10 protein-coding genes and 1 rRNA gene are annotated in these 12,337 nt (G+C 57.0%); 9 read left to right on the forward strand and 2 right to left on the reverse strand.

What is annotated here, in order from left to right; all coding sequences use genetic code 11:
• Positions 1-50: 50 nt before the first annotated feature.
• The 7 genes from rrf to nagZ all read left to right on the forward strand — a co-directional run bounded on the left by rrf (position 51) and on the right by nagZ (position 6,319).
• Positions 51-167: ribosomal RNA gene (gene rrf / locus DXB44_RS01830) — 5S ribosomal RNA — on the forward strand.
• A gap of 147 nt (positions 168-314) precedes the next feature.
• A complete protein-coding gene (locus tag DXB44_RS01835; protein WP_118657533.1) occupies positions 315-1,187 on the forward strand; it encodes a serine hydrolase in 873 nt (290 codons plus the stop codon).
• 84 nt (positions 1,188-1,271) lie between these two features.
• Positions 1,272-1,997 (forward strand): YkgJ family cysteine cluster protein, encoded by a 726-nt coding sequence (locus tag DXB44_RS01840; RefSeq protein WP_118657534.1) that lies wholly within the window; start codon positions 1,272-1,274, stop codon positions 1,995-1,997.
• Positions 1,998-2,183: 186 nt separating this feature from the next.
• Positions 2,184-3,212, forward strand: a complete 1,029-nt coding sequence (locus DXB44_RS01845; RefSeq protein ID WP_118657535.1) for an ABC transporter substrate-binding protein — start codon at positions 2,184-2,186, stop codon at positions 3,210-3,212.
• A 115-nt stretch (positions 3,213-3,327) separates the two neighbouring features.
• Positions 3,328-4,269 carry an ABC transporter permease gene (locus tag DXB44_RS01850; protein WP_097780424.1) on the forward strand — a complete coding sequence of 314 codons (942 nt, stop codon included), beginning with the start codon at positions 3,328-3,330 and terminating at the stop codon, positions 4,267-4,269.
• The gene (locus DXB44_RS01855) at positions 4,262-5,056 is read left to right on the forward strand and encodes an ABC transporter ATP-binding protein (protein WP_055184201.1); all 795 of its coding nucleotides are present in this window, start codon (positions 4,262-4,264) and stop codon (positions 5,054-5,056) included. The genes DXB44_RS01850 and DXB44_RS01855 overlap by 8 nt, the downstream gene beginning before the upstream one ends.
• A gap of 12 nt (positions 5,057-5,068) precedes the next feature.
• Positions 5,069-6,319: a beta-N-acetylhexosaminidase gene (gene nagZ, locus DXB44_RS01860; protein ID WP_118657536.1), complete on the forward strand. Its 1,251-nt coding sequence runs from the start codon at positions 5,069-5,071 to the stop codon at positions 6,317-6,319.
• A 63-nt stretch (positions 6,320-6,382) separates the two neighbouring features.
• Here nagZ and DXB44_RS01865 read toward each other — a convergent pair whose 3' ends face one another.
• Together DXB44_RS01865 and DXB44_RS01870 are read right to left on the reverse strand one after the other, a co-directional pair.
• The gene (locus DXB44_RS01865) at positions 6,383-7,471 is read right to left on the reverse strand and encodes a sugar kinase (protein ID WP_097780422.1); all 1,089 of its coding nucleotides are present in this window, start codon (positions 7,469-7,471) and stop codon (positions 6,383-6,385) included.
• A 163-nt stretch (positions 7,472-7,634) separates the two neighbouring features.
• Positions 7,635-8,549: a radical SAM protein gene (locus tag DXB44_RS01870; RefSeq protein WP_118657537.1), complete on the reverse strand. Its 915-nt coding sequence runs from the start codon at positions 8,547-8,549 to the stop codon at positions 7,635-7,637.
• A 133-nt stretch (positions 8,550-8,682) separates the two neighbouring features.
• On the opposite strand from DXB44_RS01870, the gene DXB44_RS01875 reads away from it, so the two are divergent.
• Positions 8,683-10,701, forward strand: a complete 2,019-nt coding sequence (locus DXB44_RS01875; RefSeq protein WP_118657538.1) for a fructose-1,6-bisphosphatase — start codon at positions 8,683-8,685, stop codon at positions 10,699-10,701.
• Between the two features lie 281 nt (positions 10,702-10,982).
• Complete coding sequence (locus DXB44_RS01880) at positions 10,983-12,269, forward strand: UDP-N-acetylglucosamine 1-carboxyvinyltransferase (RefSeq protein WP_118657539.1); 1,287 nt, start codon at positions 10,983-10,985, stop codon at positions 12,267-12,269.
• Positions 12,270-12,337 lie beyond the last annotated feature (68 nt).

Below are 12,337 nucleotides of genomic sequence, written 5' to 3' on the forward strand. Positions count from 1 at the left end.
AAATACTGGACAGAAGCACAGAAATGTGTTATACTGATTCAGTCAAATCGGTCGGTGTCGATGACGGTAAGGTTCCACCTGTTCCCATTCCGAACACAGAAGTTAAGCTTACTTGTGCCGAAGATAGTTAGCTGGAAACGGCTTGTGAAAATAGGTAGTCGCCGACTTAACAGAAAGCTCTGAGATGAAAGTCTCAGGGCTTTTTTGCTGCATGAACATAAAAATACATGGCCGCAAATTTGCAGGAAAAAGCGCTTTTGCCTCGTGTTAAGAGGTGAAAGCGCTTTAAATATGCAAAAAGGATGCGATCAATCATGAAACGATTCCACCGCCGCTGTCGGCGGCTATGTATTTTGGCGGCATTGCTTGTGCTGCTGGTACTGTTTCTGCGGCAGAACGTTCTGCTGGATACAGCCAGCCGACACGCGATCTTGCTGGACGCCCAAAGCGGGCGGGTATTGGCACAGAAACGTGCTGACGAGCGCACTGCACCGGCATCTCTGACAAAAATGATGACCATACTGCTGGCCATTGAGGCAGAGCCGGATCTGGATAAGCAGGTAACACTGCCGGAGGGTATTTTCCCAGCCTTGCAGATCGAAAGAGCATCTATGGCAGGCTTTGCGCCCGGGGAGACAGTTACGGTGCGGGACTTACTCTATGGTGCGATGCTGCCTTCCGGTGCAGAATGCTGTGAGACGCTGGCGCGGCTGGTGAGCGGCAGTGAAGAAAACTTTGCCGCACTGATGAACCAAAAGGCTGCAGAGCTTGGTATGAAGAATACCCATTTTACCAATCCCACCGGCCTGACGGATACCGAGCACTATTCTAGTGCGGCAGATATGGCAAAGCTCTTGCAGGCAGCATTACACAATGCGACCTTTCGCACCATTTTTACTGCAGAGCACTACACCACCACAGCGACTGCGCAGCACCCGGAGGGCGTTTCGCTGACCAGCACACTGCTGGGCAAGCTGGACGGAACAGAGCTTCCCGAGGGGGCACAGATCGAGGGCGGCAAAACAGGGTATACCGCCGCCGCAGGGCTGTGTCTGGCCAGCCTTGCCACCGTGAACGGAAAGGAGTATATCCTTGTTACGCTTGCCGCGCCCGGAGACCATGGAACGGAGCAGTACAATATCCGCGATGCAGTGCAGGTGTACCGGAAACTGGCGGATAAAAAATAACCGTGCTACACAGGGATCGCCTTGCAAACTAGGTGCTTCGGCGGTACAATAGGGACATTCTATCATGGAAAAGGATGTTTGACTATGCGAGACGAAGCCATTGACCTGTGCGGACAGGTGGATTTTACTCGTACCGATGCCATGCCGCTGCTGGAGCGGGATACGCAGTTCCGCTTTGCCTGTGCGGGCTGCGGCAACTGCTGCCGCGGGCGGGAGGATATCGTGCTGTCCGGCTATGATTTGTGGCGTATTGCTGCTCGGCTGCGTCTGCCGCCGCAGATTGTAGCTCGGGGTTATTGCCGCAGCAGCATTGGCAGGGTGAGCCATTTACCGGTGCTGCGGCTTGCCCCGGTCAAGGAAAACCGTAACAACTGCCCTTTCCTGACTGAAAATCACTGTGCCATCCATGATGCAGAACCGCTGGTTTGCGCGCTGTATCCGCTGGCGCAGGAGATCAGCCGGGCAGGGGAGGTTCACTACTTTTTGCAGCCCACCGGCTGCGGCGGGCAGGTGATCGAAGCAAGGGTGCAGGATTATCTTGCCCGCTACGATGTGCCTGCCCGGGAAGCCATTGACGTGCGCTGGGCGCAGACCTGCATGGCGCTGGAGGATACGGTGGAGCATCTGGAGGCGGTGCTCAGCCCGGTGCTGGTGCGCCGGATGCAGGCAAAACTCTGGCAGGCGCTGTATTTTGGTTACGATTATGCGCAGGACTATCTGCCGCAGCTGGAAGCAAACCTGCAAACGCTGGACACGGAGCTGCGCAAACTGACGGAGTATCAGAAAAAACGAAATGATTGTTCAAAATAATTGATGGATGACTTTACTTGAATCGATAATAAAGGCCGTTTTCGGGTAAAAGTGGATTGTTTTGCCAGCGATTCTGTGTTATACTTCACGAGTGTAAAGCGAACCTTGTTTGATCCGCTTACAATATCGGCCCGGAGTGCGGCGTCCTGTTGGCTGCAAGGGCTGGAGATAGAGGAGATCATCAATATGCGTAAAATCACTCGTCGTTCCTTCCTGACTGCTGCCGCTGCCTGCGGTGCAGCAGCTGCTCTTTCTGCCTGCGGCGGTTCTTCCTCCGCATCTTCTGCGGCAGCATCCTCCACGGTTGCTTCTGCATCGGTCGCTGCGGCTTCCAACGGTGAAAAATTCACCGTTGGCATCTGCCAGCTGGTGCAGCACGCTGCACTGGATGCCGCTACGCAGGGCTTTGAGGATGCTCTGACCGCTTCCTTTGGCGAGAACGTCACCTTCGACTTCCAGAATGCACAGGGCGATTCCGCTACCTGCGCCACCATTGCCAACGGCTTTGTTTCCTCCGGTGTGGCACTGATCATGGCCAACGCTACCCCTGCGCTGCAGGCTGCACAGGCTGCTACCAACACCATCCCCATTCTGGGCACCTCCGTTACCGAGTACGGTGTGGCACTGGGTTTGGACAACTTCTCCGGCACCGTGGGCGGCAACGTCTCCGGCACCTCCGATCTGGCACCGCTGGATCAGCAGGCAGATATGATCGTGGAGTGGATGCCTGAGGTCAAGAAGGTCGGCTTGCTGTACTGCTCTGCCGAGGCCAACAGCCAGTATCAGGTAGACGAAGTGCAGAAGTATCTGGAGGCCAAGGGCGTAACTGCTACCCAGTACGCTTTCTCGGATTCCAACGATCTGTCCTCCGTCTGCCAGAAAGCTGCGGACGAGAACGACGCACTGTATGTGCCCACCGATAACACCGTTGCCGCCAACACCGGCATCGTGGACGGCGTCTGCCGCCCGGCTAAGAAGCCTGTGTTCGCCGGTGAGGAGGGCATCTGCTCCGGCTGCGGCGTGGCCACCCTGTCTATCAGCTACTACGATCTGGGCTACACCACCGGTGAGATGGCAGTCAAGATCCTGAACGGCGAGAGCGACATCTCCACCATGCCCATCGAGTACACCGATGTGACCAAAAAGTACAATAAGGCTATCTGCGATGACCTTGGTCTGACCGTGCCGGAAGGCTATGTAGAGATCGAAGCCTGATAACAGCAAAACCGGAACAATATAAAATAGCGGAGAAGAGTGGATTCTTGCTCTTCTCCGCTTTCCCGTATCAAAGCGGGAGATAAAAAAGTGTAACGTTTAGGAGGAAATTGTTTTGGAGATCATTGCAAGACTTGCAAACCTGCCGGGTGCTTTACCGGGTGCCTGTGCGCAGGGGCTTATCTGGGGTATCATGGCCATTGGCGTGTACCTGACCTACCGTATTCTGGATGTTGCCGACCTGACCGTGGACGGCAGCTTTGGCACCGGTGGCGCGGTGTGCGTCATGTGCCTGCTTTCCGGCATGAACGTCTGGGCAGCATTGCTGGTGGCTGTGCTGGCCGGCCTTGCTACCGGCCTTGTCACCGGCCTGCTGCACACCTTTATGGGCATTCCCGCCATTCTGGCCGGTATCCTGACCCAGCTGGCGCTGTATTCCATCAACCTGAAGATCATGGGCAAGGCCAACCAGTCCATCAACGTGGACAAATACGGCCTGCTCATCTCCCTGCGCTGGGTCAAGGAATTTGCCCTGCATAACCCCATTATCATGGTTATCCTTGCTACGGCGGTGGTCATCGGGGTGCTGTACTGGTTCTTCGGTACGGAGCTGGGCTGCGGCATCCGCGCTACCGGCTCTAACCCTGCCATGTCCCGCGCACAGGGCATCAACACCAACTTCAACATCGTGCTGGGTCTGGCCGTCTCCAATGCGCTGGTGGCTTTGTCCGGTGCGCTGCTCAGCCAGTATCAGGGCTTTGCAGACGTCGGCATGGGACGCGGTGCTATCGTCATCGGTCTGGCTGCCGTCATCATTGGCGAGGCCGTGTTTAGCCGCATCTTCCACAACTTTGCCCTCAAGCTGGCCTCTGTTTCCATCGGTGCCATCATCTACTATATCGTCATTCAGCTGGTACTGACGCTGGGCTTTGATGCAAACCTGCTCAAGCTGCTCAGTGCCTCTGTGGTGGCAGTGTTCCTTGCCGTGCCGTACTGGAAGGGCAAATACTTCTCGAAGCCGGTCAAAAAGGCAAAGGAGGACGCAAAAAATGCTTGAGATTCAAAATGTTTCCAAAACCTTCAATGCAGGTACAGTAAACCAGAAGACCGCCCTGAACGGTCTGAACCTGAAGCTGAACGAGGGCGATTTCGTCACCGTCATCGGCGGCAACGGTGCAGGTAAATCCACCATGCTGAATGCAGTGGCCGGTGTGTGGCCGGTGGACGAGGGCAAAATTTTGATCGACGGTGTGGACGTCACCCGTCTGAGCGAGCATCAGCGCGCCGCCTACATTGGCCGCGTGTTCCAGGACCCCATGACCGGCACTGCCGCCACCATGCAGATCGAGGAAAATCTGGCGCTGGCAGCCCGGCGCGGCAAGCGCCGCACCCTGCGCATTGGCATCACCAAGGCAGAGCGGGAGCAGTACCGCGAACTGCTCAAGACCCTTGATCTGGGCCTTGAGGATCGCCTGACCGCCCGCGTGGGGCTTCTTTCCGGCGGTCAGCGGCAGGCGCTGACTTTGCTGATGGCTACCATGAACAAACCCAAGCTCCTGCTGCTGGACGAGCACACCGCCGCACTGGACCCCAAAACGGCGCTGAAGGTGCTTACCCTTTCGGCACGCATCGTGGAAGAGAACCATCTGACCACCATGATGATCACCCACAACATGAAGGATGCCATCAAGTACGGCAACCGCCTGATCATGATGCACGAGGGTCACATCATCTACGATGTGGCAGGAGAGGAGAAGCAAAAGCTGCACGTCTCCGACTTGCTGGCAAAGTTCCAGATCGCCAGCGGCGGCGAGTTTGCCAACGACCGCATGATCTTGTCCTGAAGAGGGATTGCGATGAGAAAACTTTGGAAACGGGCAGCGGCGCTGGTCGTCAGCGCTGCATTAGCCGGTGCGATGCTTCCCAGTGCATTCTCGGAAGAAGCAACGGATGCGGTGGAGGCAAAACTTACAACGATGACTTTGCGGGAAAAGGTTGGACAGCTGTTCTGGGTGCGCCCTGAAACGCTGGACTTTTCACTGAATCCTGAAAAAAAGACGCTGACGCAGACCATGCGGCAGAATCTGGAACAGTATCCGGTGGGCGGCATCGCAGTTTTTAAGAAGAATATTCAGGACGAGAACCAGCTTTCCTCCTTGATCGCGGATTTCCAAAGCGCCTCCAAAATACCGATGATCGTGGCCGTTGATGAAGAGGGCGGCGCGGTAGCCCGGCTGGCAAATCATGAGGTCTTCTCTCTGCCTAAATATACGAGCGCCCGGGATATTGGCAAAACAGGTGACCCGGAGCAGGCCCGCCAGATGGGACGGACGATCGGCGGCTACCTGCGATTTTACGGGTTCAATCTGGATTTTGCGCCGATTGCGGATGTGGATTCCAACCCGGCTAATCCGGTCATTGGCAGGCGGGCTTATTCCACCGATGCGCAGCAGACGGCGCAGATGGTGGCCGCTGCAGTGGAGGGCTTCCACGAGGCCGGGATGCTCTGCACGGTAAAGCATTTTCCGGGCCATGGGGATACCGGACAGGACAGCCACTACGGAACAGCGACATCCTACAAGACCTGGGAAGAAATGAAAGCGATGGAGATGCTTCCCTTTGAGGCTGGGATCGCCGCCGGGGCCGATGTGGTCATGACGGCGCACATCACGACCCCGAATGCGACCACGGACGGCCTGCCGGCATCGCTGTCCTACACGATGATAACCGAGCGGCTGCGCGGAGAATTGGGCTTTCAGGGCGTGATCGTAACCGATGCACTGGAAATGAATTCCATCAAAAACCACTTTACGCCGGCGGAATCGGCTGTGGCAGCACTTCGAGCCGGTGTGGATGTGCTGCTGATGCCCAGTGATCTGCGCGCGGCCTTTGATGGTGTAGTTCAGGCAGTGGAGGACGGCACGCTTTCAGAAGAGCGCCTGAACGAAAGTGTCCGGCGGATCCTGACCCTCAAACAAAAGGCTGGTCTGGATCTCAGCGGGTCGTCTGCAGCAAAGCAGCCTATAGCAGAGAAAACCTCCGATACGAAGTGCAGCTTTTCGGGCTGGCTGAAAAAGCTGTGGTATGGGGCTGATACCGCAGCGTGAATCCCACAATATGTGCAAAACAGGCTCCCCGCCAATGGCAGGGAGCCTGTTGCTGTATGCGGCTTACCGCTTGATATCGTAGTTCATGTTCATCAGGTTGCGGATGGTGCTCACATCATCGGTGATGTTGGCATCGCCGTGGATGGTGTGCTTGATGGCGCTGCTGGCCACTGCAAAGTTGATCATATCCATAGCCTTGTAGTTGTGCAGCATGGCGTAGATCAGACCGCTGGCAAAGGCATCGCCGCCGCCCACGCGGTCCAGAATGTTAAAGGTGTACAGCTTGCTCTCGAAGGTGTGACCCTCGTACCACATAAAGGCCTTCAGGCTGTTCTCGCTGCCGCTGTGAGCGTAGCGCACATGGCGGGCGATGCACTTCAGGTTGGGGTAGCGCTCGATGAACCGCTGGAAGATCTCGTCCTGCTGCTCGTAGCTGGGCTGCAGGGGCACGCCGTCCTTCCAGTCGCCCTTGCTGTGGTCGTTTTCGTCCTTCCACAGGTGGTAGGGCTCAATGCCTAGCAGCACGTCCACATAGGGCAGGCACTCGGTACAGAAGTCCCGTGCCTCCTCCCAGGTCCACAGGGTAGAGCGGAAGTTGCCGTCAAAGCTCACGGTCAGGCCCTTCTTCTTGGCAACCTTCAGCATATCAAGGATCAGGCTGCGGCAGTTGGGCGCCAGCGCCGGGGTAATGCCGCTGAGGTGCAGCCAGTCGTAGCCGTCCAGCAGGGCGTCCAGATCCACCTGAGAAAAATCGTACTCGGTAATGGCGCTGTGTTTGCGGTCGTAGATGACCTTGGAAGCGCGGATGCCGTAGCCGGTCTCCAGATAATAAGTACCCAGACGGTTAGAGGGGGTCTCGTCCGGCTCGGTCAGGATCATGGGGGTGCAGTGCACATCGTTGGAGCGCAGCCAGCGCACAGCGCTCTTGCCCAGACTGTTGTTGGGCACTACGCTGAAGAAGGTACTGTCCACGCCAAGGTTTGCCAGCGCCAGCGCAATGTTGGCCTCGCTGCCGCCGTAGCTGGCCTCAAAAGCGGATGCCATGCGGATCTTTTCGTAGTTCGGCGGGGTCAGGCGCAGCATGATCTCACCACAGGTGATGAACTTCTGGCCATTGGGTTCGCTGCCAAGGATCGGATTGAAATGTTCCATAACGCTCCTCCTGATAACATTGCGGACACTCGCAACTATTAACACATCGTTGTATCCATTATAGTGCGTTCCCGGACAGAATGCAAGGGTTTGCACGCGCAAGCAAGAGAAAATAAAACCGAAAATTTGGTAAAGTTGCCGAAAAAGCTGCTCTTCCGCAGAATTATACCCCGGTCAGGTCAAAGCTGGGGGTGTATTCCTCCTTGGCGCTGCTCTTTTGCTGCATATAGCCATGCACAAGCCCCTTGTCTATGGCGTAGTTCACCACCCGACGGTATTCGTAGGTGGTGATGCGCCGCCCGATGCCGTGCTCTGCAGCCTTGTAAAAGGGGGTGTACTGGCTCATGACGCTGGGCAGAAAGCACCCGGGGTCGGCATCGTTCCATGCAGCCATCTGGTCCAGCACGGCAAAGCTGTCCTCCACATGACCCGGCAGCGCCAGATGCCGCAGAATGACCCCCTTTTGCAGGATGCCGTCTGCATCGAACACCGGATGCCCCGCCTGCGCCATCATGGCTTCGATGGCGGGCTTTGCCTGCGCAAAATAGTCCGGCGCGGCAGAAAGCTCTGCGGAAAGGGCAGAGGATACATATTTTAAATCGGCCAGCCAGATATCAATATACCCGCGCCACGCCTCCACGCTTTCCACCGTCTCGTAGCCGCCGGTGTTGCACACGATGGGCAGCCGCAGCCCCTTGGCGCGGGCAATGTCCAGCGCGGCAATGATCCACGGCTGCCACTGCCCCGGGGTGACCAGATTGATGTTGTGCGCACCCTGTGCCTGCAAATTTAAAAAGATCTCAGCCAAGTGCTCCACGGTGATCTCTTTGCCCAGCCCCTCGGCGCTGATGGGGTAGTTCTGACAGAAGCAGCACTTGAGGGTGCAGCCGGAAAAGAACACCGTGCCGCTGCCCCTTGTGCCGCTGATGCAGGGCTCCTCCCAGTGGTGCAGGGCAGCACGGGCAGCTTTTAGCGTAGCGCCTGCCCCGCAGAAGCCGGTGTGCCCGGCGGCACGGTCAGCACCGCAGCGGCGGGGGCAGAGGGTACAGCGAGTGGGAACGGAAATGGTTTTCGGCATAATATCCAAAGTCCTTTGCTTAAAATTTTCGTATTCAGTATACCACTTTTGGTGCCATTCGTGCTATACTGAAATATAGAGAAACGATAATACAAAAAACGCAACATCTTTGCAGGGCAAGGAATGCGTTACGATGGAGGAAGCCATGCGCACCGAAACCGATGAGATCCGCGACAACCTGAAGTACCTGACCCTGCTGGCCAGAGATTACCCCTCGCAGGCGGCAGCTGCCAGCGAGATCATCAGCACACAGGCGCTGCTCAAGCTGCCCAAAGGCACGGAGCATTTCATGAGCGACCTGCACGGCGAAAACGAGGCCTTTGTGCACATCCTGAACTCCGCCTCCGGTGTCATCCGGGAAAAGGTGGATGCCGTGCTGGGCAACACCATGCCGGAGGCAGCCCGTGCAGAGCTTGCCACCCTGATCTACTATCCCACTGAAAAGCTGCCTCAGCTTAAAGCACGCTGCACCACTGAGGATGCACTGGAGCAGTGGTATACCCAGACCCTTCTCCAGCTGATCGATATCTGTCGTCTGGTGTCCTCCAAGCACACCCGCGACCATGTGCGCGGCTGTCTGCCGTCCAGCTGCGGCTATATTCTGGACGAGCTGCTCCACGCCCACTTTGAGGATCACGATAAAGACCTGTACTACGGCCAGATCGTGGGCAGCATCATCGAGAACGGCCGCGCCGACCGTTTTATCGTGCGGCTGTGCGAGCTGATCAAGCATCTGGCGGTGGATAAGCTGCATATCGTGGGCGACCTGTTTGACCGTGGCCCCCGCCCGGACATTATTCTGGATTTGTTGATGCGCCACCATAACGTGGATATCCAGTGGGGCAACCATGACGTGGTGTGGATGGGTGCTGCCGCCGGCAGTCCCATCTGCATCTGTACAGTACTTAAAACTACGCTTGCCTACCACAACCACGGGATGCTGGAGGATTGCTACGGCATCAATCTGCGGCACTTGCAGCGCATGGCGGAGCAGTTCTATGGCGAGGATGACCTTTCCATCTGGATGCCCCACACGGACGCCGCCCGTGGCCCCTATACGGGAGGAATGCTCCACCGCTGCGCCGTGATGCACAAGGCCATCTCCATCCTCATGTTCAAGCTGGAGTGTCAGGTCATCGACCGCAACCCGGATTTCCAGATGCAGGGGCGGGATTATCTGCGCCGCATCGATTGGGACACCCACACCGTGCAGGTAGGGGAGAAGCGCTACCCCCTGCGGGACACCTCTTTCCCCACGGTAGACCCGGCAGACCCGGCAAAGCTGAACCCGGACGAGGAACTGGTACTGCACAAGCTGGTGCAGTCCTTCCGGCAGAGCGAAAGATTACAGCAGCACATTGAATTTTTGTATGCCAAGGGCAGTGTATACCATATTGAGAACGGCAACCTGCTCTACCACGGTGCAGTGCCAATGAACACGAAAGGCGGCTTTGCGGTGGAGCACTTCGAGGGACGCCGCTATTCCGGTCGTGCCCTGATGGATTACTGCGACGCCCGTGCCCGCCGTGGCTACTATGGGGCGGAGGGCAGCGCCGCCCGCCAGAGCGGACAGGATTTTCTGTGGTATCTGTGGTGCGGCAAACTTTCGCCGCTGTTTGGCCGCAGCGCCATGACCACCTTCGAGCGGCTATATATCGCAGACCCCGCCACCCATACGGAGGTCAAGGACCCTTATTATAGCTGGTACAACGACGAAGCCGCCTGCCGCCGCATTCTGGCAGAGTTCGGTCTGCCGGGTACGAGCCATATCGTCAACGGCCATGTGCCGGTGCAGGAGAAAAACGGCGAAAGTCCCATCAAGGGCGGGGGACGGCTGGTGGTCATCGATGGTGGGTTCTGCCGCGCCTACCACGAAAAGACCGGCATTGCGGGCTACACGCTGGTGTATTCCAGCCGCACCATGTCCCTGCGCACCCATCAGCCCTTTGAAAGCGCAGAAAAGGCGGTGCGGGAGAACTTGGACATCCTGTCCCAGAAGAACATTCTGGAGACCGAAAATCATCGCATCCTCGTGGAAGATACGGACGAGGGCGAGGTACTGCGGGAGCGCGTGCACGACCTCAAGCAGCTGGTAACGGCCTATCAGCTGGGCTGGATCCCGGAGGCGCGGTGCGAGGATCACGTTTGGTGATATCGCCAAAGGATAAAATTTGGGTCGGTTTTGGTCAAAATTGATGAAAAACCCAATAAATTTTTGGAATATCCGCGTGTAATCTGGGCAAAACAGAAAATAATGAAACAGATACAAATCGGGCTTTGCTTTTTTGTGGAAGTAGTGTATAATAGGATAGTTATAAAACCGCCCCGGTGTTGGTAAATCTGTACACCCCGGCAGTACAAGTAACGAAATGGAATGCTTTCAGTAGCCTTAACAGGCCTGTGGCACAGGCCTTTGACAAGGAGATCATAAAAGTGGAGAAATTTGTTATTACCGGCGGTAAGCCCCTGCACGGAGAAGTGACTATTTCCGGCGCAAAAAATGCGGCTGTGGGTATTCTGCCTGCTACTATTCTGGCAGCGGATGTCTGCGTGATCGAAAATCTGCCTGATATCAGCGATGTGTCGGTCAGCCTCAAGATCCTGAGCACCTTGGGTGCACAGGTGAAGATGCTCAACCGCAACACCTACGAGATCGATACGCGGCATCTGGTCACTACCAATGTGCCAGACGATCTGTCCCGCCAGATGCGCGCCAGCTACTACTTCCTTGGCGCACTGCTTTCCCGCTTCGGCAAGGCACAGGTGGCTATGCCCGGCGGCTGCAATCTGGGCCCCCGCCCCATCGACCAGCACCTGAAGGTGTTCAGCGCACTGGGCGCAGAGGACAGCGTGGACTACGGCATGATCACCGTGCGCTCCAAGCAGGAGCTGACCGGTGCCCATATCTTCTTTGATAAGGTCAGCGTGGGTGCTACCATGAACGGTATGCTCTCTGCGGTCATGGCCAAGGGGCAGACCATTCTGGAAAACTGCGCCAAGGAGCCCCATGTGGTGGACTTGGCAAACTTTTTGAATATGTGCGGCGCAGATGTGCGCGGTGCCGGTACGGATGTCATCAAGGTGCGCGGCGTGGAAAAGATGCACGGCTGCACTTACAGTATCATTCCGGATCAGATCGAAGCCGGCAGCTACATGGTGGCTGCTGCTGCTACCGGCGGCAATGTGCTCATCAAGAACGTTACCCCCAAGCACTTGGAACCCATCACGGCCAAGCTGCGCCGTGCAGGGGTCACTGTGGAAGAATTTGACGATGCAGTGCGGGTATCCCGTACCGGCGATATTCTGCCGCTGAAGATCAACACCATGCCGCACCCCGGCTTCCCCACCGATATGCAGCCCCTGATGGGTGTGCTGCTGAGCGTGGCTAAGGGCACCAGCACCATCACCGAGAGCGTGTGGGACAACCGCTTCCGCTATGTGGACGAGCTGCGCAAGATGGGTGCCAGCGTACAGGTGGACGGTCAGGTAGCCGTGTTTGAGGGCGTAGAAAAGCTCAGCCCCGCCCCGCTGCGCGCTTCTGACCTGCGTGCCGGTGCCGCTATGGTGGTGGCTGCTCTGATGGCCGATGGCACCAGCGAGATCGAGGAGATCGGTCATATCGAGCGCGGCTACGAGAATATCGTGGAAAAGCTGCGCGGTCTGGGCGCTGATATCAGCAAGGTGGAGCGGACGCCCGCCGCACTGGAACAGGCCCTGTAACACAAACAACAAAACAAACAGCCTGCCGTAAGTTCTGTGCGGCGGGCTGTTTTCAGGTGGTAACATAA

The sequence above is a fragment of the Faecalibacterium sp. OM04-11BH genome, from assembly GCF_003482185.1.
GTDB lineage: Bacteria > Bacillota > Clostridia > Oscillospirales > Ruminococcaceae > Faecalibacterium > Faecalibacterium tardum.

Coding starts and splice junctions, on each gene's coding strand:
- DXB44_RS01835 (WP_118657533.1), top strand. CDS start 315: ATGAAACGATTCCACCGCCGCTGTCGGCGGCTATGTATTTTGGCGGCA.
- DXB44_RS01840 (WP_118657534.1), top strand. CDS start 1,272: ATGCGAGACGAAGCCATTGACCTGTGCGGACAGGTGGATTTTACTCGT.
- DXB44_RS01845 (WP_118657535.1), top strand. CDS start 2,184: ATGCGTAAAATCACTCGTCGTTCCTTCCTGACTGCTGCCGCTGCCTGC.
- DXB44_RS01855 (WP_055184201.1), top strand. CDS start 4,262: ATGCTTGAGATTCAAAATGTTTCCAAAACCTTCAATGCAGGTACAGTA.
- nagZ (WP_118657536.1), top strand. CDS start 5,069: ATGAGAAAACTTTGGAAACGGGCAGCGGCGCTGGTCGTCAGCGCTGCA.
- DXB44_RS01865 (WP_097780422.1), bottom strand. CDS start 7,471: ATGGAACATTTCAATCCGATCCTTGGCAGCGAACCCAATGGCCAGAAG.
- DXB44_RS01870 (WP_118657537.1), bottom strand. CDS start 8,549: ATGCCGAAAACCATTTCCGTTCCCACTCGCTGTACCCTCTGCCCCCGC.
- DXB44_RS01875 (WP_118657538.1), top strand. CDS start 8,683: ATGGAGGAAGCCATGCGCACCGAAACCGATGAGATCCGCGACAACCTG.